Origin of the sequence: Angustibacter sp. Root456 (assembly GCF_001426435.1) — a bacterium.
Taxonomy (GTDB): Bacteria; Actinomycetota; Actinomycetes; order Actinomycetales; family Angustibacteraceae; genus Angustibacter.
The window spans coordinates 447,958-471,700 of the sequence record NZ_LMER01000014.1 but is presented as its reverse complement, the minus strand read 5'-3'; the positions used below and the strand labels follow the sequence as shown (position 1 = coordinate 471,700).

Here is a 23,743-nt window from a genome sequence, read left to right as displayed (position 1 = left end):
CTAGACGTGCGCCTCGCGGGCCCATACGTTGTCGCCCACAACAATTACCGCGACGTCGCGTCCACGTGTCCTGCACGTGAACAGCGAGCGCAGGTCGAGGAGGCGGTCTTACGTGGTGAGCAAGCGCTACATGGCAGTGGCTGGGGCCCTGGGAGTGGCCCTCGCGCTGACGGCGTGTGGGAACAGCAGCAACGACAGCGGGTCGGGCGGCGGAACGAAGGCCGCAGCCAAGGGCAAGATCGGTGTCATCCTGCCCGACACCAAGTCCTCCGCCCGCTGGGAGTCCTCGGACCGCCCGACGCTGGAGAAGGCGTTCAAGGACGCCGGCGTCGACGCGGTCATCGACAACGCCCAGGGCGACAAGAGCCGGATGCAGACCATCGCCGACCAGATGCTCACCCAGGGCGTCACGGTGCTGGCGATCGTCAACCTGGACTCCGACTCCGGTGCGGCGATCGAGGCCAAGGCCAAGAAGCAGGGCGTCGCGACGATCGACTACGACCGCCTGACCCTCGGTGGAAGCGCGGACTACTACGTCTCGTTCGACAACACCAAGGTCGGTGAGCTGCAGGGCCAGGGCCTCGCGGACTGCCTCGGTGACAAGAAGGCGAACATCGTCTACCTGAACGGCTCGCCGACCGACAACAACGCGACGCTCTTCTCGCAGGGCGCGCACTCGGTGCTCGACAAGATCTCGAACTACACCAAGGTCGCCGAGCAGGCTGTGCCCGACTGGGACAACGTCAAGGCCGGCACGATCTTCGAGCAGATGTTCACCCAGGCCGGTGGCAAGATCGACGGCGTCCTGGCGGCCAACGACGGCCTCGGCAACGCGGCCATCGCGATCCTGAAGAAGAACAAGCTCGCCGGCAAGGTCCCGGTGACCGGTCAGGACGCGACGGTCCAGGGTCTGCAGAACGTGCTCGACGGCAGCCAGTGCATGACGGTCTACAAGTCCGCCAAGGAGGAGGTCGGCGCCCTCGCCGAGCTCGCGATCGCGCTCACCAAGGGTGAGAAGCCGTCGGCCACGGGCACGACCCGCGACGAGACCGGCAAGCGCGACGTTCCCTCGGTGCTGTTGACCCCGAAGTCCATCACCCGCGACACGGTGAAGGACGTCATCTCCGACGGCGGCCAGAGCAAGGCCGACGTCTGCACCGGCAACTACGCCGAGCTCTGNCTCGCGTGCCTCTGGGCACGCGAGCCGGCCGGTGACAGCATGTTTCGTGTCGACCTGAAGGAGGAGCCTCGTGTCCCAGTCCGCCCCGCCGTCCGCGCCCGACGCGGCGTCGACGTCCCGCTCGGTGGCTGACGCCGAGCCGCTCCTTGCACTACGCGGCATCAACAAGAGCTTCGGCCCGGTCAAGGTGCTGCACGACGTCGACCTGACGATCTACCCCGGTCAGGTCACCGCACTCGTTGGTGACAACGGAGCCGGCAAGTCGACGCTCGTCAAGACGATCGCCGGCATCTACCCCGCGGACTCGGGGGAGTTCTTCTTCGACGGTCGCCAGGTGCACGTCGACGGGCCGAAGGCCGCGGCTGCGCTGGGCATCGAGATCGTCTACCAAGACCTGGCTCTGTGCGACAACCTCGACATCGTCCAGAACATGTTCCTCGGCCGGGAGGCGACCTCCGGCGTCACGCTCGACGAGGCCACGATGGAGGCCAAGGCGCGTCAGACCCTCGCCTCGCTGTCCGTGCGGACGGTCAAGTCCGTGCGCCAGTCGGTGGCGAGCCTGTCCGGTGGCCAGCGCCAGACCGTGGCCATCGCCAAGGCGGTGCTGTGGAACTCCAAGGTCGTCCTGCTCGACGAGCCGACGGCTGCCCTGGGCGTCGCCCAGACGCGGCAGGTGCTCGACCTCGTCCGCCGCCTGGCCGACCACGGCCTGGGCGTGCTGCTCATCTCGCACAACATGGTCGACGTCTTCGAGGTGGCCGACCGCATCACCGCGCTCTACCTCGGTCGCGTGGCGGCAGACGTCCCGACGTCCGAGGTCAACCACAGCCGCGTCGTCGAGCTGATCACCGCTGGCCGCTCGGGCGACCTGGGGCTGTCGCCCCTGGCCGCCGACGAGTCCGCCTGAGCCCCCAGGAGCACCCCATGACGACCGCGACCACCCCCAGCGGCGGCCCCAGCCTCGCGGGGTCGGACTTCTCCGGCGACCAGCGCGCGACGACGCTGCAAGGCGCCACCCGTGAGTACGTCGACCGCCTCCGCGGCGGTGACATGGGCTCGCTGCCCGCGGTGCTGGGCCTCATCGTCCTGTTCATCGTCTTCACGGCGCTGCGCCCCGACACCTTCCCGTCGTTCGGGAACCTCGCGAACCTCACGGTGCAGGCCGGCGCGATCTGCGTGCTGGCCATGGGCCTGGTCCCCGTCCTGCTGCTCGGAGAGATCGACCTGTCCGCGGGTGTAGCGGGTGGCGCGTCGGCCGGCGTCATGGCGGTCCTCATCAACGACCACGGTTGGCCCTGGCCGGTGGCGGTGCTCGGGGCGGTCGTGACGGGCATGGTCATCGGGTTGGCGATCGGCTTGCTCGTGGCGCGGCTGTCCATCCCCTCCTTCGTGGTCACCCTCGCCTTCTTCCTGGGGGTCCAGGGCATCACGCTCAAGCTCATCGGGCAGGGCGGCACCGTACCGGTGCGCAGCGAAGCCATCGTGGGCATCGCGAACAGCAACGTGCCGGTGGCCGCCGGATGGGTGCTGGCCGTGCTCGTCGTGATCCTCTTCGCTGCGGTCGACCTGCTGCGGCTGCGTCGTCAGATCAGCCACCGGCTGCAGCACCCCCCGGTGGCACTGGTCGTCGTGCGCATCGTGCTGGTGGCCGTCGTCGTCCTCGCGTTCACCTACATCCTCAACGCCAACCGCGCGCACGTGGCCACCTTCACGCTCGCCGGGATCCCGTACGTCGTCCCCCTCGTGGGCGTGCTGCTCGTGCTCTGGACGTTCGTCCTGGGGCGCACGACGTACGGCCGTCACGTGTACGCCGTCGGGGGCAACGCCGAGGCCGCGCGCCGCGCCGGTATCAACGTCCGCGCGATCCGGGTCTCGGTGTTCGTGATCGGCTCGTCGATGGCGGCGTTGTCCGGGATCGTGGCTGCCTCGCGACTGAACGCCGTGACGCCCGACGCCGGTGCCGGCAACACGCTGCTGTACGCCGTCGGTGCGGCGGTCATCGGTGGCACGAGCCTGTTCGGCGGCCGCGGCAAGCCTCGCGACGCCATCATCGGCGGCCTGGTCATCGCGACCATCGACAACGGCCTGCTGCTCATGGGCTTCGACGCCTCGATCAACTACATGGTCACCGCCCTGGTGCTGCTGCTGGCGGCGTCGGTCGACGCGATCTCGCGGCGTCGTCGCTCGGCGACCGGGCGCTGAGGGCTCAGGCCCGTGACCTCGAGGAAGCTCTGACCGGTGGCTGCACGCAGGCACGGAGCCGGCACCAACCAGGAGGCCGTCCGGCGGCACAACCTGGGCACGCTGCTGGCGCACGTGCACCACGACGGGCAGCTGTCGCGAGCTGAGCTCACGGCTCGCATGGGGCTCAACCGCAGCACGATCGGCGCGCTCGTGGGCGAGCTGGTCGAGCTGGGACTGGTCGATGAGACCGCTCCCAGCGAGCGCCGGTCAGGGCGGCACGGTGCCGGTCGGCCGTCGCTCGACGTGCGCCCCGACGCCGAGGCGGTGTACGTCATCGCCATCGACATCGGGGTCAAGGCCCTGCAGGTGGCGTGTGTCGGCCTCGGAGGCGAGGTGCTGCAGCGCGCGAGCGGGCGCACGCCGACGTCACACAGCCCGGCCGCCGTGGCGACCGCGGCGGTGCGCCTCGTGCGCCAGATCGTGGCCAAGGCACCGCCCGGCGCGACGCTGCTCGCGGTGAGCGTCGGCGTACCCGGTGTGGTGCGCGAGAGCGACGGCGTCGTGCGCTTCGCCCCCAACCTCGGGTGGCACGACGTGCCGTTGCAGCAGCTGCTCTGCGAGCGGATGGCTGGGTCCGTGCCGTTGCACGTGGCCAACGACGCCGACCTCGGTGTGCTCGCCGAGCACACCCGCGGCGCGGCCGTCGGCTACGACAACGTGGTCTTCCTCATGGGCGACGTCGGTCTCGGTGGTGGCGTGATCGTCGACGGGCACCCCCTGCACGGTGTGGGCGGGTACGCCGGCGAGCTCGGCCACCTCATGGTCAACTCACGAGGCCGCACCTGCCGCTGCGGCAGCGTCGGCTGCTGGGAGACGGAGGTCTGCTCGCCCGCGGTGGCGCGCGCGCTGCGCCTCGACGACATCGAGCTCGAGCCGATGGTCGAGCGGCTCAAGCAGGTCGTGCGCCCCTCGGCCGCGCTGCGCGACGTCGGCCGTTACCTCGGCATGGGCCTCGGCAGCGTCGTCAACGTGCTCAACCCCGAGGTGATCGTGCTCGGCGGGATCTTCCGCGCGCTGTACCCCGCGGTGCGCCAGGACACCCTCGAGGCGCTCACCGCCGTCGCGCTCGAGGCACCGCGCGAGCAGGTGAAGGTGGTCGTGCCCCAGCTTGCGGGCGACGCGGTGCTCGTCGGAGCGGCGGAGCGGGCCTTCGAGGCGCTCCTGGCCGACCCGGCGGGTGCGCTGGCGACGGCGTGCCGGCAGGCGGTGGCGTCGGTGGCGGCGCCCCAGCGCGTCGCCGCACCCGTCACGGTGCCCGCCTGAGCGCGCTAGGCGAGGGCCAGCGTGCCGGTGAAGACCTGACCGAGGACGTCGGCCGCCGCCCCGGTCGACGCGGCGTGCAGGCCGAGGGTGCTGAGGGCCAGGTCGGTGCCCGACACCGCGCCAACCCGCTCGCGCACCTGGGGCAGCAGCTGGTCGGCGAGTGGCACGAAGAAGCCACCGAGCACGATGAGCGACGGGTCGAGCGTGAGCGCGAGCACGCTGAGACCTGTTGCGAGAGAACGGCTCAGGCGGTCGACGCCGGCAGCGACGGCCGGATCGTGCGCGCTCTGGTCGGCCACCAGGCTCGCCACGCTGACCGGGTCGAGCGCCGACCCGCGGGGGAGTCGGACGCCGGACTCGCGCACGAGCGCCTCCAGGCCGACCGCCGTCTCCCAGCAGCCGTGGCGCCCGCACGCGCAGGCGCGCGCGGGGTCACCGAGCGGCGCGTGGCCCACCTCGCCTGACAGGCCGTGGGCCCCGCGCTCGACGCGTCCGTCGATGACGAGGCCTGCGCCGATGCCCACGGTGCCAGTGAGGTAGAGGACGTGGTCGACGCCCCGAGCGACGCCGAACGACGACTCACCGATCGCGGCGCAGTTCGCGTCGTTGTCGATCCAGAGCGGTCGGCCGCCGAGAGCCGGGCGCAGCTCGCTGGCGATGTCGCGCTCGTGCCAGTGCAGGTTCGGTGCGCCGACGACGGACCCGGTGGCGCGGTCGACCTGCCCGGGCACCGCGAGGGTGACACCGAGCACGCGCCGCCCGTCGGCCTCCAGGGTTGCGAGGCTCTCGCGGGCCAGCGACTGCAACGCCACACCCGCAGCATCGGGGTTGCTGGGTGCGAGGGGCACCTGAGTGCTCAGCCGCACCCGCCCGGCGAGGTCGAGGGCCGTGGCCGCGAGGTAGTCGACGTTGACCTCCAGGCCCAACCCGACCACGTCCGACCCGTCGAGCGACACCGGGCGACCCGGGCGACCGGTGCGTCCGGCGTCGGCGACGGGGTCGTCGTCCCGCACGGCGCCGCTCGACACCAGGTCGGTGACGATGACACCCACCGTGGCCTTGGCCAGCCCGGTGCGTTGGGCGAGCTGGGCGCGGCTGGCGGGCCCCTCGTCCCGCAACGAGCGCAGCACGCGCGCTGTGTTGTCGCGGCGCAGCCGGTCGGTGGTCGCCGGGGCGACCACCGACCGCGGCCTCGACGCAGCCGCCGTGCCGGGGGTGGGCACGGTCAGCCGCGAACGCCGTACAGGTGCTCGAGCGCGAGCTGGTCGAGGTGCTCGAACGCCATACCGCGCTCACCGAGCGGCTGCGGGTCGGGGAGCTCGGCCGCGAGCAGCTCACGCCACGTCTCGCCCTCGGCGAGCGTCGGGCGCGCCAGCTCGTCGACGCGCGCCGCGCGCAGAGCCTCCTGCACCTCGGGGTCGGCGCGGAACGCCTTCGCCTTCTCGCGCAGGATCAGGTAGTTGCGCATGCAGGCGGCGGCGCTCACCCACACGCCGGCGTCGTCCTCGGTGCGCGAGGGCTTGTAGTCGAAGTGCACCGGGCCGTCGTAGCCGCCGGCGAGCAGGGTGTCGACCACCCAGAACGCGCCGCGCACGTTGCCGGCGCCGAAGCGCAGGTCCTGGTCGAACTTCGGCCCGTTCTGGCCGTTGAGGTCGATGTGGTAGAGCTTGCCCTGCCACAGCGCCTGCGCGTACCCGTGAGCCGCGTTGACGCCGGCCATCTCCTCGTGGCCGATCTCCGGGTTGACGCCCACGAGCTCGGGTCGGTCGAGGGTCTCGATGAACGCCAGCGCGTGGCCGACCGTCGGCAGCAGGATGTCACCGCGGGGCTCGTTCGGCTTGGGCTCGATCGCGAAGCGCAGGTCGTAGCCCTGGTCGGTGACGTACTCGCCTAGGACGTTGAACGCCTCCTGGTACCGGTCGAACGCGGCGGCGAGGTCCTTCGACGCGCCGAACTCCGCGCCCTCGCGGCCGCCCCAGGCGACGTAGACCTTCGCGCCGAGCTCGGCCGCGAGGTCGACGTTGCGCATCACCTTGCGCAGGGCGTACCGGCGCACGTCGCGGTCGTTCGACGTGAAGCCGCCGTCCTTGAACACCGGGTGGGTGAACAGGTTCGTGGTCGCGGTCGTGACGACCAGGCCGGTGTCGGCCAGGCCCTGGCGGAAGCGGTCGATGATGCGCTGGCGCTCGGCGTCGTCGCTGCCGAACGGGATGAGGTCGTCGTCGTGGAAGTTGACGCCGTAGGCGCCCAGCTTCGCGAGCTCCTCGAGCGACCGCACCGGATCGAGCGGGGCGCGGGTCGGCTCGCCGAACGGGTCACGGCCCTGGTAGCCGATCGTCCAGAGTCCGAACGAGAACTTGTCGGCGGGGGTGGGCTCGGGGATGTGCATCAGCTGCTCCAGTCTTCGGTGCGGTCGCGAAGCCGGGTGTAGGCCTCGCGGACGTGGGGGGTTGGTTCGGCCTCGAACGTGTGGACGTCGGGCAGCGACCAGGACGGCGGCTCGTCGCCCGCGTTGAGTGCCCACGCGGCCTGGCGCGCCGCGCCCAGAGCGACGTACTCGGCCGCGCCCGGCACCACCACCGGACAGCCGAACAGCGCGGGTGCGAGCCGGCGTACCGCCTCGTTGCGCGCTCCGCCGCCGACGAGCACCACCCGCTCGGCCGCCGTGCCGGTCACGGCGGTGAGCCGGTCGACGGCGTCCGCGAGCGAGCACAGCAGGCCCTCGACGGCGGCGCGGGCCAGCTGCTCGCGGCTCGTGCCGGTGGTCAGGCCGTGCAGCGTGCCGGCGGCGTCCGGGCGGTTGGGCGTGCGCTCGCCGTCCAGGTAGGGCAGCAGCGTGAGGCCCCCGGCCCCCGGCTCGGCGGACAGCGCCAGCTCGGCGAGGCCGGCGTGGTCGACGCCCAGCAGCCGGGCTGTGGTGTCGAGCACCCGGGCGGCGTTCAGCGTGCACACCAGCGGGAGGAACGCGCCGGACGCGTCAGCGAAGCCGGCGACCTCACCAGACGGGTCGGCGGCTGGCGTCCGCGAGACCACCGAGGCGACACCGGACGTCCCGATCGACACGGCGACGTCACCCGGGCGCAGCTGCAGCCCCAGCGCGGCGGCCATGTTGTCGCCGGTGCCGGCCGCCACCAGCGCGCCGTGTGCCGTGCGGCCGACGGCCTCGGCCGGCCCGGCCACGCGAGGCAGGCCGACCTCGTGGCCGAGCGCGTCGGCGGCGAGGTCGGCGCGCCAGTGGTCGGTTCGGGTCGAGAAGTAGCCCGTGCCCGAGGCGTCCCCGCGGTCGGTGGTGGGAGCGTCCGAGCGCTCGGTGAGGTGCCAGGTGAGGTAGTCGTGGGGGAGCAGCACCTGGCGGACGGCGGCCGCGTGGTCGGCCTCGTGGTCGCGCAGCCAGCGCAGCTTGGCGGCCGTGAACGACGCGACGAGCACGGAACCCACGGCGTCGGCGCAGGCCTGCGGGCCGCCCCACTCGCGCACCAGGTCGGCGGCCTGGGGCGCCGAGCGCACGTCGTTCCACAGCAGTGCGGGTCGCACCGGCTCGTCGTCGGCGCCCAGGGCCACCATGCCGTGCTGCTGGCCGCCGACCGCCACGGCAGACGCCCGCTCGAGCAGCGGCGCGGTGGCCTGCCGCAGCGCGTCCAGCCAGGCGCGAGGGTCGACCTCGGTGCCGTCCGGGTGAGGCGCGCTGACCTGGTCCACGACGGTGCCGTCGTCCGCGCGCACCAGGAGCGCCTTGCACGACTGGGTCGAGGAGTCGATGCCGACGACGAGGTCTTCGCTCACCTCAGCAGTTTCGTTCGAGACTCGAACGAAGTCAACACCCCTGCACTTCTTCAGGGACTCGGGCCGGTACCCGACGCCCGGGAGCGCGTGCATCCCAAGAGGCGCGTGAAGAGGGGGAGACTGGCGGAGTGGGAGACGAGCGGGTGCCACCGGGCTGGCCGGACGTCGTCCGGCCGGCGGGGGCGCCCGGCTGGGAGCGGACGGCGGTGACCTGGCTGCTCGACCAGTGCCCGGCCGACTACCGCGCCTACCCCGCCCTGCGGAACCAGCCCGTCGCGCTCGCCTGGTTGGCCCTTCGCCACGTGACGGCCCAGGGGCAGGCCAACGCCGCGGCGCGCTCGGCGGCGCGAGCCGAGCTGCGCGAGCACCTGACGCCCGATGCGCTCGAGGGGGTGCTCGTCGCCCTCGACCGCGAGCACGCGCGGCTGCTGGGCGTCCACCGCGGCGTGCGGCTCGTGGGTGAGGCGCTGCAGGGTCTGCGGTACGTGCCGAGGCTGTGAAGAACGCGCCACGGATGCCGCCGCGCGCGCGACCGCGCCACGCGGCGCACCTAGACTTGCGGAATGCTCCTGGAGACCATCAAGGGCCCGCGTGACGTGCAGCGGCTCAGCCGCGAGGACGCCGTCGCGCTGGCTGCCGAGATCCGCACGTTCCTGGTCTCCGCGGTCGCTCGCACCGGTGGCCACCTCGGCCCCAACCTCGGCGTCGTCGAGCTCACCATCGCGCTGCACCGGGCCTTCGAGTCCCCGCGCGACACCATCGTCTTCGACACCGGGCACCAGTCGTACGTGCACAAGCTGCTCACCGGACGTCACGACTTCAGCCGGCTGCGCGCCCAGGGCGGACTGTCGGGCTACCCCTCACGCGCCGAGAGCCCCCACGACGTCGTCGAGAACTCCCACGCGACGACGGCGCTGTCGTGGGCGGCCGGCATCGCCCAGGGACGGCGGCTGAAGGGTGAGCGCGACCGCCACGTCGTGGCCGTCATCGGTGACGGCGCGCTGACCGGCGGCATGGCGTGGGAGGCGATCAACAACATCGCGGTCGACAAGGACCTGCCACTCACCATCGTCGTCAACGACAACGAGCGCTCGTACGCCCCCACCACCGGTGGCCTCGCCCAGCACCTGGCCACCCTGCGCACCACCCGCGGCTACGAGCGCTTCCTCACCTGGGGCAAGCAGACGCTCGGCCGCACGCCCGTCGTCGGCGGCGCGATGTACGAGACGCTGCACGGGGTCAAGAAGGGCCTGAAGGACATCGTCGCCCCGCAGGGCATGTTCGAGGACCTCGGCCTGAAGTACGTCGGGCCGGTCGACGGCCACGACATCGACGCGGTGGAGCGCGCGCTGCGCCGGGCGCGGTCGTACGGCGGCCCCGTGCTCGTGCACGTCATCACCCAGAAGGGCCGCGGCTACGCGCCGGCCCTGGCCCACGAGGCCGACCGCTTCCACGCGGTGGGCCCCATCGACCCGGAGACCGGCGAAGCCGTCATCTCCAGCGGCGCCAGCAGCCCCCAACCGTGGACGAGTGTCTTCGAGGACGAGATCGCGCGCCTCGCCGAGGAGCGTCCGGACGTCGTCGGCATCACCGCCGCGATGTGCGACCCGGTGGGCCTGGGCAAGCTCGCGGCGGCGCACCCCGACCGCGTCTTCGACGTCGGCATCGCCGAGCAGCACGCCACCACGAGCGCCGCGGGTCTGGCGTTCGCCGGGCTGCACCCGGTGGTCGCGGTGTACGCGACGTTCCTGAACCGCGCGTTCGACCAGGTGCTGATGGACGTCGCGCTGCACCGCGCCGGAGTCACCTTCGTCCTCGACCGCGCTGGCGTCACCGGCCCGGACGGCCCGAGCCACCACGGGGTGTGGGACCTCTCGGTGCTCCAGGGCGTGCCCGGCATCCGGTTGTCCGCCCCGCGCGACGCAGCGACCCTGCGCGAGGAGCTGCGCGAGGCTCTCGACGTCGCCGACGCGCCGACGGTGGTGCGCTACCCCAAGGGCACCGTGCCGGCCGACGACATCACGGCCGTCGAGCGCGTGGGTGGGGTCGACGTCCTGGCCCGCAGCGAGGACGCCGACGTGCTGCTGGTCACCGTCGGCACGATGGCCCGCCTGGGTCTGGACGTCGCCGAGCGGCTGCGTGCCCACGGCATGTCGGCGACCGTCGTCGACCCGCGCTGGGTGCTGCCCGTCGACCCCGAGCTGGTGCGGATGGCCGCTGCGGCACGCCTGGTCGTCGTCGTCGAGGACGGCTCACGCGTCGGCGGCGTCGGCGCCCGGGTGGCGCTCGAGGCGCGCGACGCCGGCGTCGCGACGCCGGTGGTCGCCGTCGGCACGCCGCCGCGGTTCATGGACCACGGCACCCGCCAGGAGGTGCTGGCCTCCGTGGGCCTGACGGCGCAGGACGTCACCCGTCGCGTCGTCGAGGAGCTCGCCCGGCTCGAGCCGCACCTCGAGGGGACGCCGGTGCCGGGGGAGTCACCGCAGCGCTGACGCGCCGGGCTCAGCGGTAGAGCACGTCCCGGTCGGTGCCGGCGGGGTCCCGCGCCGGGTCGCGCAGCGCCTCGCGCGCCAGCTGCTCGGCCGAGGCGTTGCCGGCGGCCAACCCCACCTCGTCGGTGGTGACCAGCAGCGGGCGCACCACACCGCGCAGCTCTGGAGCGGTCGCGGCCGCGGCGGCGCCGACGAAGGCCGGGTCGATCCGCGCGAGGTCGAACCACCCCCGCGAGCGCATCGGGGCAGCGATCGCGCGCATCCCGGTGCCGTCCGTGGTCGCGAGGTGATCGCGCAGCCACCGCCCGCTGAGCAGCGTCAGGACGTCGCAGCCGCCGATCGGGCGCAGGACCCCCGTCGCGTCGCGGTCGAGCCGGTCGCCGGCGAGCACGGCCATGTCGTCCCGCTGGCCGGCGACCGACCGCCACCAGGGCCTCGTGTCGATCCCGGCCGCGCGGGCCGCGCCGGGCGGCAGCGGGGCCGCGAGCGGCTCGCCCGCTGAAGCGGCGACGGCTCGGTCGGCGGCCGGGTGAGCAGCCAGCTGCTCAGCGGACGGGCGAAGAGCCAGCCCGACGTCGAGCACGCCACCGAGCACGGACTCGACCACCCACTCCGGACCCGGGTGCAGGGCGTGGCCCACGGGCAGCGCGAGCGCCACGACCCGGGACGGCGGGGCGCCGGCGTCGCGGGATGCGGCGTCGTCCGCGAGGTGCGACAGGTAGGTGAAGGCGCGCAGCCAGTCGCGCAGCCGTAGGCGGCCCGCCAGCGACTCCGGCGGGACGTCGCCCACCGCCGTCGCCAGCTGCTGCCACGACACCGGCATCCAGGCGTCGCGGTCGTCCCACGACCGGCCGACGGTGACGCCGTCCGCGCTGGGGGTGAGGGGGATGTCGTCGAGGACGCTCGCCGCCAGGGTGCCGCGGCGCAGCGCGCCGGGATCGACCGGGCGGGTGGTCACGAGGCACACGGTAGAGGCACCCCTAGGTGGTCGCCACACCGGTGGGGCGGCTGGGACGGACTTCACGCGCTCGGCGTAGGGCGGCAGCGGCAGCGCACCAGTCGGTGACCCACCGTGGCCGACCGATCCGCCCCGCCGACCGATCCGCCCCGCCGACCGGTCTGGCCGCCGGCCGGTCCGGGCCGCCGACCGGTGCTTGTCGAGGGTTCACGCCGCTTCCCGAGGGGTGCAACCCTCGGGAAGCGGCGTGTCGCCCACTGAACGTGATCAACGGGGGAGAGGCGGCGGGGTCAGGCGGGGAGGCTCGCGACGCCCGGCGTGAGGAACCGCTTGCCGCTGGTGCGCTCGGCGACGCCGGTGCGGTCGAGCAGCGGCGTGAGGCCGCCGTTCCAGAACGAGAAGCCGGCGCCGGTGATCATCGCGAGGTCGAGGTCCTCCGGTGCGGCGACGACGCCCTCGTCGAGCATGCGGCGCGCCTCGTCGGCGAGCGCCGACAGCACCTTCTCGCGCACCTGCTCGCGGTCGAGCACCACGGGTTCGGCCGGGGTCTCGAACAGCGCGGCGACCTCCGGGTCCAGGCTGGGCTTCGGCCCGTCCCAGACGTAGAAGCCGGGCTTGCCGGCCTCGACGACGCGGCGCAGGTTCTGCGACACGTAGAAGCGGTCCGGGAAGGCGCGGGCCAGCGTCTCGGAGTTGTGCAGCGCGATCGCCGGACCCACCAGGGCCAGCAGCACGAACGGCGGCATCGGCGCCAGGCCGGCGAACGCGCCGTCCGCCACCTCGACCGGCGTGCCCTCGTCGACGACCCGGCTGACCTCGCCCATGAACCGGCCCAGCAGGCGGTTGACGATGAACGACGGGGAGTCCTTCACCAGGATCGTGGTCTTGCGCAGCGTCTTGCCGGTGGCGAAGGCGGTGGCCAGCGTGGCGTCGTCCGTCTGCTCGCCCTTGACGATCTCGAGCAGCGGCATGACGGCGACCGGGTTGAAGAAGTGGAAGCCGACGACCCGCTCGGGGTGCTGCAGCTGCGAGGCCATCTCGGTGATCGACAGCGAGGAGGTGTTGGTGGCCAGCACGCACTCGGGCGAGACGATCGCCTCGACCTCGGCGAACACCTGCTGCTTGACCGACATCTGCTCGAACACCGCCTCGATGACGAAGTCGGCGTCGGCGAAGCCGTCCTTGGACGTCGAGCCGGTGACCAGCGACTTCAGGCGGTTGGCCTTGTCGGGGTTCACCCGGCCCTTGCCGAGCAGCTTGTCGACCTCGCCGTGCACGTACCCGACACCCTTGTCGACCCGACCCTGGTCGAGGTCGGTCAGCACGACCGGCACCTCGAGCCGCTGCGCGAACAGCAGCGCGAGCTGGCTGGCCATGAGGCCCGCACCGACGATGCCGACCTTGGTCACCTTGCGCGCCAACGACTTGTCGGGGGCGCCGGCGGGGCGCTTGGCCCGGCCCTGCACCAGGTTGAACGAGTAGACGCCGGAGCGGAACTCCTCGCTCATGATGAGGTCGGCGAGCGCCGCGTCCTCGAGCGCGAAGCCCTCGTCGCGGCTGCAGGTACGAGCGGCGGTGACGATGTCGAGCGCGCGGTACGGCGCGGGAGCCGCGCCTCCGGTCTTCATGTGGGCGAAGCCCTGGGCCGTCTTCACCGCGGCGGCCCACGTCGCCTCGTCGCGGTCGACCTCCGGACGCTGCACGACGATCTCGCCGCGGACGACGGCCGCGGCCCACTGCAGCGACTGCTCGAGGAAGTCCGCCGGCTCGAACATCGCATCGGCCAGACCGAGCTGGAAGGCCTGCGGCCCCTTGAGCATCCGGTTCTGCGACAACGGGTTCTCGATGATGACCTTGAGCGCGTTCGCCACGCCGATGAGGTTGGGCAGCAGGTAGTTGCCGCCCCAGCCGGGCACCAGGCCGAGGAAGGTCTCGGGCAGCGCCACGGCCGGCACACCGGACGAGATGGTGCGGTAGGTGCAGTGCAGCGCGACCTCGACGCCACCACCCATGGCCGCACCGTTGACGAAGCCGAACGACGGCACGGCGAGCTCGCCGAGGCGGCGCAGCTGGTCGTGACCGAAGCGGGCGATGGTGAGGGCCTGCTCGCGGGTGCTGAGGTTGCCGACGTCCTTGAGGTCGGCGCCGACGGCGAAGATGAACGGCTTGCCGGTGATGCCGACGGCGACGATCTCGCCGGACGCCGCGCGCGGGCTGACGGCGTCCAGGGCGGCCTTGAGGTTCAGCAGTCCCTGGGCCCCGAGGGTCGTCGGCTTGGTGTGGTCGAAGCCGTTGTCCATCGTGATGAGGGCCATGGTGCCGGCGCCGCCGGGCAGCGCGACGTCGCGCACGTGGAAGCTCGTGACGCGCTCGTCGCTCGTGGCAGCGGCCAGCGCCTCGGCCTCGGCCGCGGTCTGCGCCGGGTCGACGCGGGTGGTGCCGGTGTCGGTGGTGGTCATCAGGCGGCCGTCCCCTCGCTCGCAGTGCCCTTGCCGTAGTCGGCGTGGTGCGGGTTCTCCCAGATCACCGCGCCCCCCATGCCGATGCCGATGCACATGGCGGTCAGGCCGTAGCGCACCTCGGGGTGCTCCTCGAACTGGCGCGCCAGCTGGGTCATGAGCCGCACGCCGGACGACGCGAGCGGGTGCCCGGTGGCGATGGCGCCGCCGTACTCGTTGACCCGCGGGTCGTCGTCCGCGATGCCGAAGTGGTCGAGGAACGCCAGCACCTGGACGGCGAACGCCTCGTTGAGCTCGAACAGGCCGATGTCGTCGATGGTGAGGCCGGCCTGCTTGAGCGCCTTCTCGGTGGCAGGCACCGGGCCGATCCCCATGACCTCGGGCTCGACACCCACGAACGAGTAGGCGACCAGACGCATGCGCGCCGGAAGGCCGAGCTCTTCGGCCGTCTCGGCCGCGGCGAGGATGCAGGCGGTGGCGCCGTCGTTGAGGCCGGCGGCGTTGCCGGCGGTGACGCGGCCGTGGGGGCGGAACGGCGTCTTGAGGGACGCCAGGCTCTCCATGGTGGTGCCGGGGCGCGGCGGCTCGTCCTGGGTGGCCAGGCCCCAGCCCTGGTCCTCGCTGCGGGTCGCGACGGGCACCAGGTCGGGCTGGATCTTGTTCTCGGAGTAGGCCTTCGCCAGCTTGGCCTGGCTGCCGACGGCGAACGTGTCGGCCCGCTCCTTGGTGATCTCGGGGTAGCGGTCGTGGAGGTTCTCCGCCGTCGAGCCCATGACCAGCGCGGAGGGGTCGACGAGCTTCTCGGCGACGATGCGCGGGTTGGGGTCGACGCCCTCGCCCATGGGGTGGTGGCCCATGTGCTCGACGCCGCCGGCGACGACGACGTCGTAGGCGCCGAACGCGATCCCGGACGCCGTCGTGGTGACGGCGGTCATCGCACCGGCGCACATGCGGTCGATCGAGAAGCCGGGCACCGACTTCGGCAGGCCCGAGAGCAGGGCGGCCAGGCGGCCGATCGTCAGCCCCTGGTCGCCGATCTGCGTCGTGGCCGCGATGGCGACGTCGTCGACGCGCTCGGGCGGCAGCTCGGGGTTGCGGCGCATCAGCTCGCGGATGCACTTGATGACCAGGTCGTCGGCGCGCGTCTGGGCGTAGATGCCCTTGTCGCCGGCCTTGCCGAACGGCGTGCGCACGCCGTCGACGAAGACCACGTCGCGAAGCTCGCGGGACACGGGGTTCCTCCAGCACGTGGGGTTTCGACGTGCGGCCAGGCCGCGGCGTCGGGGTGACGCGACGATGCTACTCGCCAGTAACCTGGAGCGTCACCCGGCCCGGTGTGAAGCCCCTCACCCCTGCTCGGCGGGCGGAGCGGGCTCGCTCGCCCGAGCGGCCGCCTCGCGGGCGCGGCGGTCGGCGTCGGTCTCCTGCAGCGCGGCCTGCAGCACCGGCCCGACGAGCTCGATCTGCCACGGGCGGGCTCGCAGCTCGGTGAGCCGGCCGTCGACGTCGGTGGGCGGGTCCCACAGGACGCGGCGCACGGTGTCGGGTGTCATGAGGTTCTCGACGGGCACGCAGAGCGCCTCCGACATCCGGGCGAGCTCGGTCTTGGCGTACGCCAAGCGCGCCGCTGCGTCGGCGTCGCGGTCGGCCCACGACCGGGCGGGTGGCGGGGCGTCGTTCGGCAGGGACTGCAGCGGGAGGTCGGCGTCCGGTGTCTTGCGGCCGCGAGTCAGCGCCTCCAGCCAGCGCGCCCCGTGACGGCGGGCGGCCGGCCCGGTGAACCCCGGCACCGCCACGAGCTCCTCCATGGTGCGCGGCGAGGCCTGCACCGCCGCCACGAGCGCCGCGTCGGGCAGCACCCGGCCGGGTGAGACGTCGCGCTGCCGGGCCAGCTCGTCGCGCGCCGTCCAGAGCTCGCGCAGCATGGCCAGCTGACGGCGCGTGCGCAGGCGGTGGCTGCCGCTCGTGCGGCGCCACGGGTCGACGCGCGGCACGGGGGGAGCGGCGTTCGCGATCGCGGCGAACTCCTGCTCCGCCCAATCCAGCTTGCCCTGGCGCTCGAGCAGCTCGGCGATCGCGTCGCGCAGGTCGACGAGCACCTCGACGTCGAGCGCGGCGTAGCGCAACCACGCCTCGGGGAGTGGGCGCGTCGACCAGTCGACGGCGGAGTGCTCCTTGGCGAGCGAGAGACCGAGCTGCTCCTCGACGACGGCGCCCAGGCCGACCCGCGGCAGACCGGCCAGCCGCGCGCCGAGCTCGGTGTCGAACAGGCGAGAGGGGCGCATGCCCACCTCAGCCAGGCACGGCAGGTCCTGCGTCGCGGCGTGCAGCACCCACTCCGCGCCGTCGATCGCCGCGCTGACCGGGGTGAGGTCGGGGCACGACACGGGGTCGATGAGCCAGGTGCCCGCCCCGCGTCGACGCAGCTGCACGAGGTAGGCGGCCTGCCCGTAGCGGTAGCCCGAGGCGCGCTCGGCGTCGACGGCCACGGGCCCGCTGCCGCCGGCCAGCGCCTCGGCGGCGCGCAGCAGCTCGTGCTCCTCGACGACGACGTCCGGGATGCCGTCCCGAGGCTCGACCAGGGGAGTGGGTACGGCGTCGGTCACGGGCCCCACCGTACGCGGCCCGTGCTCGCGCGTGCTCAGCGGGAGATCCGTGGGAGATCAGCGGGAGATCAGCGGGAGATCAGCGGGAGATCAGCGGGAGATCAGTGGATGACGCCCGCGCGCAGCGCGAGCATCACCATCTCGGCGCGGTCGCCGGTGCCCACCTTGCGCGCGATCCGGGCCAGGTGGCTCTTCACCGTGAGCGCCGACAGCCCGAGCGAGGCGCCGATCTCCTTGTTGGAGCGGCCGTTGGCGACGTGCTGCAGCACCTCGATCTCACGCTCCGACAGCTGGTCGGCGAGCCCGCCCGTGCCGGCGCCAGGGCCAGAGCCCGCCGGGCGACCGGAGACGAGGAAGCAGCGGACGCCGGCGGAGAGCGCGCCGCGCACGGTGTACGCGTCGTCCATGGTCGACAGCACGACGCCGCGCTGCCAGCCGAGCGCCTTCAGGTCACGCAGCAGCCCGACCCCCGAGCCGTCGGGCAGCGCGACGTCCACCACGCACAGGGCGTGCGGCCCGAGCAGGCGCGCGCGGCGGCGAGCCTCCTCGAGCGTCGAGGCCTGGACGACCTCGCGAGCACCGAGGCCGCGGATCATGCGGCTCACGGCGTCGCGCGGCCCTTGCGGGCTGATCACGACGAGCGCCGCGAACCGACCCGGCCGGGTCAGCGGCACCCCCGCAACACGCTCGGCGACCGCAGCCACGCCTGCCTCCTTGTCCTGCTCGCGCGTGGGTGTCGTCCCGGCGCGAGGCCCTGCTCCTGGTGGTTCCGTCGCCGGATCATCGGCAGGAGTGAGCCGGACCTTGACGGGTTCGGTCCAGGTGGTGCGCCGTGATGCGTCCAGGAGCTCGGACCGCGTTCAGCGACGGCGCGCCGGCAGGGCGGTGACGCCCTCCGGCAGTGGCGGCAGACCCGCCACGGTGCACAGCAGGTCGGTCCAGGCTGACAGGTGGGCGGCGAGGTCGTCGTCCTGCGGCGTCCACGACGCCCGGATCTCGATCTCGACGCCGGAGGGCCGGTCGGCGAGCGCGGCGAAGCTCTCGGACACCACGCGCGTCACGGTTCCGCCCTCGTTGCGGTAGGCGGCGCCGCGCTGGTCGAGCGCTTCGAGCAGCCACGACCAGCCCACCTCGCCGAGCAGCGGGTCAGACCCCAGCTCGGGCTCGAGGTCAGCGCGCACGAAGGTCACGGCGCGGAACGTGCCGTCCCACGGCTCGGGCGACGACGGGTCATAGAGCAGCACGAACCGGCCCGTGGCGAGCTCCTCGGCCTCACCCGCGCCGCGGCGGTCGACGACGTCCGCGGTCAGCGCCACCGAGTACGGCGCGATGCGCCCGGGCGACGGGGCCTCGGTGAGCACGATCTCGGGGCGCAGCACGGCGCTCTTCAGTGCCCGCAGCGCAGCCTGGAACGGCTCCGGCGCGTCGTCGGGGAGGGTCCTCGCGACCATGAGCGCAGCGTACGGCCGCGACCCACATCTCGTGGGCAGCCACGCCGGGACGGCGAGCGGCTGGCTAGCCTGCGCTGATGGCCGTCGCCCTCGCACTCGTCTCGTCGCTGATGTGGGGGAGCGCGGACTTCCTCGGCGGCCTGCGCTCACGCACGTTGCCCGCCTTCGCCGTCGTCGCCGCGTCACAGGCGTGCGGGCTCGTCGCCATCGGCGTCGTCGCGCTCGCGACGGGGGCGGGTAGCGGGTCAGCGGCGTGGGTGCCGTGGGCCGTGGCGTCAGGGGTGGTCGGCACCACCGCGCTGGTCTGCTTCTACGCCGCGCTGGGCAGCGGCACCATGGGCGTCGTGTCGCCGATCGCGGCACTGGGTGCGGTCGTGCCGGTGGTGATCGGGATCGTCGCAGGGGAGCGGCCGACGTCGATCACCCTCGCGGGGCTCGTGCTCGGGCTGATCGGTGCGGTGGCCGCTAGCGGACCCGAGCTGCGCGGCAGAGCCGGTGCGCGGCCGGTCGCCCTGGCCGCCGTCGCGGGCGTCGGGTTCGGGCTCGCGCTGGTGTGCATCGAGCGCGGGTCGCGCGCGGACGCCGTCATGACGCTCACCGGCATGCGGGCCACCAGCGTGACGGCCTTCGTCGTCACCGCGCTCGTCGTGCGCTCGGTGGGTGGGCTGACGCCCCGCGACGTGCCCTCGCTCGCGCTCGTGGGGCTCGGGGACGTCGGCGCCAACCTCACGTTCGCCTTGGCCTCCCAGCGCGGCTTCCTCAGCATCACGTCGGTGCTCGGCTCGCTCTACCCGGTGGTCACCGTGCTGCTCGCGCGCCTGGTGCTGCACGAGCGGCTGACCCGCGTGCAGCTCCTCGGGGTGTCGGCCGCCCTCGCCGGTGTGGCGCTCGTGGCGCTGGGTCGCGCGGCCTGAGCGTGCCCGTCCGCGTGGGACGATGCACCGCGTGACCTCGCCCAACGCCCTGTCGGACTCGCCCTTCCTGCGTGCCTGCCGGCGCGAGCGGCCCGCCCGCACACCGGTGTGGTTCATGCGCCAGGCCGGGCGCTCGCTGCCGGAGTACCGCGCGGTGCGCGAGGGCATCTCGATGCTCGACTCGTGCGCGCGTCCCGAGCTCGTCACCGAGATCACGCTGCAGCCCGTGCGCCGCTACGGCGTCGACGCGGCCATCTTCTACAGCGACATCGTGGTGCCGCTGAAGGCCATCGGCGTCGACCTCGACATCGTGCCCGGTGTGGGGCCGGTCGTCGCCGAGCCGTTCCGCACGCTGAAGGACCTCGACCGGCTGCCCGAGCTCACCGCGGCCGACGTGCCGTACGTCGTCGAGGCCGTGCGGCTGCTCGTGGCCGAGCTGGCGGCCACGCCACTCATCGGCTTCGCCGGCGCGCCGTACACGCTCGCGTCGTACCTCGTCGAGGGCGGCCCGTCGAAGAACCACGAGCGCACCAAGGCCCTCATGTACGGCGACCCCCAGCTGTGGCACGCGCTGGCCGGACGCCTCGCCGCCATCGCAGGGGCGTTCCTGCGCGTGCAGGTCGAGGCGGGGGCGAGCGCGGTGCAGCTGTTCGATTCCTGGGTGGGGGCGCTCCCGCTCGCCGACTACGTCGAGTACGTCCAGCCGCACTCCGCGGCCGCTCTCGCCGCGGTGGGTGACCTCGGCGTCCCGCGCATCCACTTCGGTGTCGGCACGGGCGAGCTGCTCGGCGCCATGGGGGACGCCGGGGCCGAGGTGGTCGGCGTCGACTTTCGCGTCGCACTCGACGAGGCCAGCCGCCGCATCGGCCCCGACCGCGCCGTGCAGGGCAACCTCGACCCGGCCATGCTGTTCGCGCCCGAGGCGGTGCTCGAGCAGCGCGTGCGGCAAACGCTGGAAGCCGGACGCCGCGCGCCCGGCCACGTGTTCAACCTCGGCCACGGTGTGCCCCCGAACGCTGATCCGGCCGCGCTGCAGCGGGTGGTCGACGTCGTCCACGCGGCGTCGGCCTGACCCGTTGCGCTGCCGTGCATGATCACGCCGGAAGGGGTCGGCCGTGATCATGCACGGCAGCGCACGTCAGACGGTGGCGGCGGGCGCCTGTGCGCGACGCCGGCGCTGGCGGCGCAGCCACCAGAGCACCGGTAGGCCGAGCACCGCCACGACGACGGCGAAGGGCAGCAGGGCGCCGACCACGGCCAGCAGCACGGCCCCGGTGGCGGCGAGCGCCGTCCAGCCCGCGTGGAGTCCGGAGACGAAGGCGTTGTCGCGCGAGGTCGGTGCCGCGGCGGTCTCGTGCGGCGTGATCGTGACGGTCAACGTCGACAGCGTCGTCTGGTCGTCCAGGGCGGCGAGCTGGGACTTCAGCGACTCCAGGTCGGCCTCGCGTCGCGCCAGCTCGCCCTCGATCTGCACGATCTGGCCGAGGTCCTTCGCCTGCGACAGCAGTGCCCGCACCCGCTCGACGCTCGCGGTCTGCGACCGCACGCGGCTGGCGGTGTCGACGTACTTGCCGGTGACGTCCTGGCTGCTCTGGTTGCGGCTGGTGACCGAGCCGAGGTCGCCGATCTGCTGCATCACGCGGTCGAGCGAGGCGTTCGGCACGCGCAGGGTGAGCACCGACTGGCTCCACGGCTTCGGGGGCGGCGCAGGGTCGCTGCCGCGCTCGACCGGCCGCGGCTCGGTCGGGGACGTCGTGGTCTGCTCGCCGGCGACGAAGCCCTTCGCCGTCTCGGCGATGCCGCGAACCCGGACCACCGCAGCCGGCACGTCGTTCGTCTGCACGGCCATGTCGGCGGTGCGGACGACGCGCTGCTCGAAGCTCGCGGCGTCAGCCGCCTGACCGGACGTCGTCCCTGACCCGGCGCGGCTGCCCTCGGAGCTGCCTCCGGCATCAGGAGCCCCGCGCTCCGCGGGCTGGGACGCGACCTTGGGCGCGCTGTTGTCCGCGCCGGCGGAGCTGGCGTCGCCGCCGGAGCCCCCGCACCCGGCGAGCGCGAGCGCGGCGAGTACCCCCAGCGTGACGGTGAGCAGTGATCGGGTGGTGCGCATGCGCTTCATCGCGGCGTCCCTTCGCCGGCGGGGCTGGGTCGGCGATGGGACGGCGGCGTAGGAGGTGCGCGTTCCCCCCGGTCGATCTCGATCAGGTCACGGTCTGCGAACCTCGTGCCATGACCCGCGCCGCAGTGGTGCCAGACCTGCGCTCCGCCGCCGAGCCCCTGGTGGCCGTCGTGGGCGGTGGTATCGCCGGTCTCGCGGCCGCGTGGCAGCTCGCGACGTCCGGTGCGGCGGTGCGGGTCGTCGTGCTCGAGGCCTCGCCGCAGGTTGGCGGCAAGCTGGCGCTGGGCGAGGTGGGCGCCGCCGTGGTCGACGTCGGCGCCGAGTCCCTGCTCGCGCGCCGTCCCGAGGCGCTCGACCTCGCGCACGAGGTCGGCCTCGGCGACGACCTGCAGCCACCGCGCCCGGTGGGTGCGGGCCTGTGGAGCGGTGGTGGCCGGTACCCGCTGCCGAAGGGCACGCTCATGGGGGTTCCGTCGGGCGTCGCGGGGCTCGACGGCCTGCTGGACGCCGACGCCGTCGCCCGCGTCGGGGCCGAGCCCACGGCGACCTGGCCGGCGCTGGACGACGACGTCGACGTCGCGTCGTTCGTCGCCTCGCGGGTGGGCCAGGGGGTGGTCGACCGGCTCGTCGAGCCCCTGCTCGGCGGTGTCTACGCCGGTCACGCGAGCCGCCTGTCGCTGCGCGCGACCGTGCCGCCGCTGTGGGACGCCGCTGCGCACGGCGGCTCGCTGGTGCGGGCCGCCGCGCGGGCCGCTGCGCGTGGGCAGGCGACCCAGGCGCCGGTGTTCAGCGGCGTCGTCGGGGGAGTGGGCCGGCTGCCCCTGGCGGTCGCCGACGCGCTGCGGGCCAAGGGGGTCGAGATCCGCACGCGCACCACCGTCCGCCGGCTCGAGCGGCACGCCCGGCGCTGGCGTCTGGTCACCGGGCCGACCGTCGACGAGCAGGTCGTGGACGTCGACGGTGTGGTGCTCGCGGTTCCGGCGGCTCCGGCGTCCCGGCTGCTGCGCGACGTCGCTCCTCCGGCGGCGGGCGCCCTCGCCGAGGTGCAGTACGCCAGCGTCGCGCTCGTCACGCTGCTGCTCGACCGGGCCGCAGTGGCCGGCCTCGACGGCTCGGGACTGCTCGTTCCACCGGTCGACGGCCGCTACATCAAGGCGACGACGTTCGCGTCGTCCAAGTGGGCGTGGCTCGACGAGTCCGACCCGCGCCACGTCGTCGTGCGGGCGTCGGTCGGCCGCTTCGGCGAGGAGCGCGACCTGCAGCTGGAAGACGACGAGATCGTGCGCCGAGCGCTGGTCGACCTGCGTGCGATCCCCGGTGTGCGGCTGCCCGACCCGGCGGCGTCGCTGGTGACGCGCTGGGGTGGCGGCCTGCCGCAGTACGACGTCGGCCACCTGGACCGAGTGCAGCGGGTGCTCGACGACGTGGCCACGCGACCCGGCCTCGCGGTGGCCGGTGCGGCCTACGGCGGCGTGGGGGTTCCGGCGTGCGTGGCGTCCGGACGGCAGGCGGCCGAGCGCGTGCTGGCCGCGGTGACCCAGGTGCGCGCTCGGCCTGAACGAGGAGGACAATCGCAGCATGACTGACGTGGCGAGCAAGGGCCGGATCCGGGCGCGCGAGGTCAACGAGACCCTGCGCTACACGATGTGGTCGGTCTTCGCGGTGCGCGAGCCCCTGGGCGACGGCGACCGCGCGGGCTTGGTGGCCGAGGTCGAGCAGGTGCTGAAGGACCTGTCGGCCGACGGCCTGGAGGTGCGTGGCTTCTACGACCTCGCGGGCCTGCGCGCCGACGCCGACTTCATGGTGTGGTGGCACGCGCCGTCCGTCGAGGTGGTGCAGGAGGCCTACCGACGGCTGCGCCGCACCGAGCTCGGCCGGCACCTGCAGCCGGTGTGGTCGAACGTCGCGCTGCACCGCCCTGCGGAGTTCAACAAGGGCCACGTGCCGGCGTTCATGGCCGGTGAGCCCGCGCGCGGCTACATCTGCGTGTACCCGTTCGTCCGCTCCTACGAGTGGTACCTGCTGCCCGACGAGGAGCGCAAGCGGATGCTCCACGAGCACGGCATGGCCGCCCGCGAGTACCCCGACGTCCGCGCCAACACCGTGTCGTCGTTCGCGCTGGGCGACTACGAGTGGATCCTGGCCTTCGAGGCTGACGACCTGCACCGCATCGTCGACGTGATGCGCGACCTGCGCGCCACCGACGCCCGCCGGCACGTGCGCCACGAGGTGCCGTTCTTCACCGGCCCGCGCACACCGTTGGCCGAGCTGGTC

Annotated in this window: 19 protein-coding genes and 1 pseudogene; 10 read left to right on the top strand and 10 right to left on the bottom strand. The window is 73.4% G+C overall.

All coding sequences use genetic code 11. From position 1 onward, the window contains the following. Positions 1-130 precede the first annotated feature (130 nt). The 4 genes and pseudogenes from ASD06_RS07350 to ASD06_RS07335 form a co-directional block, all read left to right on the top strand. A pseudogene (locus ASD06_RS07350) lies at positions 131-1,179 on the top strand (sugar ABC transporter substrate-binding protein); the annotation flags it as partial. A gap of 125 nt (positions 1,180-1,304) precedes the next feature. Continuing rightward, positions 1,305-2,087, top strand: a complete 783-nt coding sequence (locus ASD06_RS07345; protein WP_056675197.1) for an ATP-binding cassette domain-containing protein — start codon at positions 1,305-1,307, stop codon at positions 2,085-2,087. 17 nt (positions 2,088-2,104) lie between these two features. After that, on the top strand, positions 2,105-3,382 hold the full coding sequence (locus ASD06_RS07340) for a sugar ABC transporter permease (protein ID WP_056674925.1): 1,278 nt from the start codon (positions 2,105-2,107) through the stop codon (positions 3,380-3,382). 36 nt (positions 3,383-3,418) lie between these two features. Continuing rightward, the gene (locus tag ASD06_RS07335) at positions 3,419-4,687 is read left to right on the top strand and encodes an ROK family transcriptional regulator (protein WP_056674923.1); all 1,269 of its coding nucleotides are present in this window, start codon (positions 3,419-3,421) and stop codon (positions 4,685-4,687) included. Positions 4,688-4,692: 5 nt separating this feature from the next. Here ASD06_RS07335 and ASD06_RS07330 read toward each other — a convergent pair whose 3' ends face one another. From ASD06_RS07330 to xylB, 3 genes are read right to left on the bottom strand one after another with little or no spacing between them, the layout of a single operon-like run. Continuing rightward, a complete protein-coding gene (locus tag ASD06_RS07330; protein ID WP_162248053.1) occupies positions 4,693-5,868 on the bottom strand; it encodes an ROK family transcriptional regulator in 1,176 nt (391 codons plus the stop codon). A gap of 44 nt (positions 5,869-5,912) precedes the next feature. Next, positions 5,913-7,076 (bottom strand): xylose isomerase, encoded by a 1,164-nt coding sequence (xylA, locus tag ASD06_RS07325; RefSeq protein ID WP_056674921.1) that lies wholly within the window; start codon positions 7,074-7,076, stop codon positions 5,913-5,915. Then, the gene (xylB, locus tag ASD06_RS07320; protein ID WP_056674918.1) at positions 7,076-8,470 is read right to left on the bottom strand and encodes a xylulokinase; all 1,395 of its coding nucleotides are present in this window, start codon (positions 8,468-8,470) and stop codon (positions 7,076-7,078) included. The genes xylA and xylB overlap by 1 nt, the downstream gene beginning before the upstream one ends. A 128-nt stretch (positions 8,471-8,598) precedes the next feature. Here xylB and ASD06_RS18825 point away from each other — a divergent pair, with 128 nt between their 5' ends. Next, on the top strand, positions 8,599-8,970 hold the full coding sequence (locus ASD06_RS18825) for a hypothetical protein (protein ID WP_056674917.1): 372 nt from the start codon (positions 8,599-8,601) through the stop codon (positions 8,968-8,970). 63 nt (positions 8,971-9,033) lie between these two features. After that, entirely contained in the window at positions 9,034-10,962 is a 1,929-nt protein-coding gene (gene dxs / locus ASD06_RS07310) for a 1-deoxy-D-xylulose-5-phosphate synthase (protein ID WP_056674916.1), read from the top strand. A 10-nt stretch (positions 10,963-10,972) separates the two neighbouring features. Here the strand turns inward: dxs and ASD06_RS07305 are convergent, their stop codons facing one another. The 6 genes from ASD06_RS07305 to ASD06_RS07280 form a co-directional block, all read right to left on the bottom strand. After that, positions 10,973-11,920, bottom strand: a complete 948-nt coding sequence (locus ASD06_RS07305; RefSeq protein WP_056674913.1) for a hypothetical protein — start codon at positions 11,918-11,920, stop codon at positions 10,973-10,975. A gap of 290 nt (positions 11,921-12,210) precedes the next feature. Next, entirely contained in the window at positions 12,211-14,379 is a 2,169-nt protein-coding gene (locus ASD06_RS07300; protein ID WP_082537781.1) for a 3-hydroxyacyl-CoA dehydrogenase NAD-binding domain-containing protein, read from the bottom strand. Next, positions 14,379-15,611, bottom strand: a complete 1,233-nt coding sequence (locus ASD06_RS07295) for a thiolase family protein (protein WP_056674912.1) — start codon at positions 15,609-15,611, stop codon at positions 14,379-14,381. Before ASD06_RS07295 ends, ASD06_RS07300 begins: the two co-directional genes overlap by 1 nt. Before the next feature lie 114 nt (positions 15,612-15,725). Further along, positions 15,726-16,985 (bottom strand): ribonuclease D, encoded by a 1,260-nt coding sequence (locus tag ASD06_RS07290; RefSeq protein WP_235502252.1) that lies wholly within the window; start codon positions 16,983-16,985, stop codon positions 15,726-15,728. A gap of 101 nt (positions 16,986-17,086) precedes the next feature. Beyond that, on the bottom strand, positions 17,087-17,689 hold the full coding sequence (locus tag ASD06_RS07285) for a response regulator transcription factor (RefSeq protein ID WP_082537779.1): 603 nt from the start codon (positions 17,687-17,689) through the stop codon (positions 17,087-17,089). 156 nt (positions 17,690-17,845) lie between these two features. Continuing rightward, the gene (locus tag ASD06_RS07280) at positions 17,846-18,436 is read right to left on the bottom strand and encodes a DUF3000 domain-containing protein (RefSeq protein WP_056674910.1); all 591 of its coding nucleotides are present in this window, start codon (positions 18,434-18,436) and stop codon (positions 17,846-17,848) included. A 77-nt stretch (positions 18,437-18,513) separates the two neighbouring features. Here ASD06_RS07280 and ASD06_RS07275 point away from each other — a divergent pair, with 77 nt between their 5' ends. Beyond that, positions 18,514-19,350: a DMT family transporter gene (locus tag ASD06_RS07275; RefSeq protein WP_056674908.1), complete on the top strand. Its 837-nt coding sequence runs from the start codon at positions 18,514-18,516 to the stop codon at positions 19,348-19,350. Between the two features lie 22 nt (positions 19,351-19,372). Continuing rightward, positions 19,373-20,422 carry a uroporphyrinogen decarboxylase gene (gene hemE / locus ASD06_RS07270; RefSeq protein ID WP_056675186.1) on the top strand — a complete coding sequence of 350 codons (1,050 nt, stop codon included), beginning with the start codon at positions 19,373-19,375 and terminating at the stop codon, positions 20,420-20,422. Positions 20,423-20,488: 66 nt separating this feature from the next. Here hemE and ASD06_RS07265 read toward each other — a convergent pair whose 3' ends face one another. Next, on the bottom strand, positions 20,489-21,460 hold the full coding sequence (locus ASD06_RS07265) for a DUF4349 domain-containing protein (protein ID WP_162248052.1): 972 nt from the start codon (positions 21,458-21,460) through the stop codon (positions 20,489-20,491). Positions 21,461-21,579: 119 nt separating this feature from the next. Between ASD06_RS07265 and hemG the strand changes: the two genes are divergently transcribed. Together hemG and hemQ are read left to right on the top strand one after the other, a co-directional pair. Next, the gene (gene hemG / locus ASD06_RS07260) at positions 21,580-23,055 is read left to right on the top strand and encodes a protoporphyrinogen oxidase (RefSeq protein ID WP_056674905.1); all 1,476 of its coding nucleotides are present in this window, start codon (positions 21,580-21,582) and stop codon (positions 23,053-23,055) included. Continuing rightward, on the top strand, positions 23,048-23,743 hold a 696-nt coding region (hemQ, locus tag ASD06_RS07255), incomplete at its 3' end, for a hydrogen peroxide-dependent heme synthase (protein ID WP_056675183.1). The genes hemG and hemQ, both read left to right, overlap by 8 nt.

Coding starts and splice junctions, on each gene's coding strand:
- ASD06_RS07340 (WP_056674925.1), top strand. CDS start 2,105: ATGACGACCGCGACCACCCCCAGCGGCGGCCCCAGCCTCGCGGGGTCG.
- xylA (WP_056674921.1), bottom strand. CDS start 7,076: ATGCACATCCCCGAGCCCACCCCCGCCGACAAGTTCTCGTTCGGACTC.
- dxs (WP_056674916.1), top strand. CDS start 9,034: ATGCTCCTGGAGACCATCAAGGGCCCGCGTGACGTGCAGCGGCTCAGC.
- ASD06_RS07300 (WP_082537781.1), bottom strand. CDS start 14,379: ATGACCACCACCGACACCGGCACCACCCGCGTCGACCCGGCGCAGACC.
- ASD06_RS07280 (WP_056674910.1), bottom strand. CDS start 18,436: ATGGTCGCGAGGACCCTCCCCGACGACGCGCCGGAGCCGTTCCAGGCT.
- ASD06_RS07275 (WP_056674908.1), top strand. CDS start 18,514: ATGGCCGTCGCCCTCGCACTCGTCTCGTCGCTGATGTGGGGGAGCGCG.
- hemE (WP_056675186.1), top strand. CDS start 19,373: ATGCACCGCGTGACCTCGCCCAACGCCCTGTCGGACTCGCCCTTCCTG.
- ASD06_RS07265 (WP_162248052.1), bottom strand. CDS start 21,460: ATGCGCACCACCCGATCACTGCTCACCGTCACGCTGGGGGTACTCGCC.
- hemG (WP_056674905.1), top strand. CDS start 21,580: ATGACCCGCGCCGCAGTGGTGCCAGACCTGCGCTCCGCCGCCGAGCCC.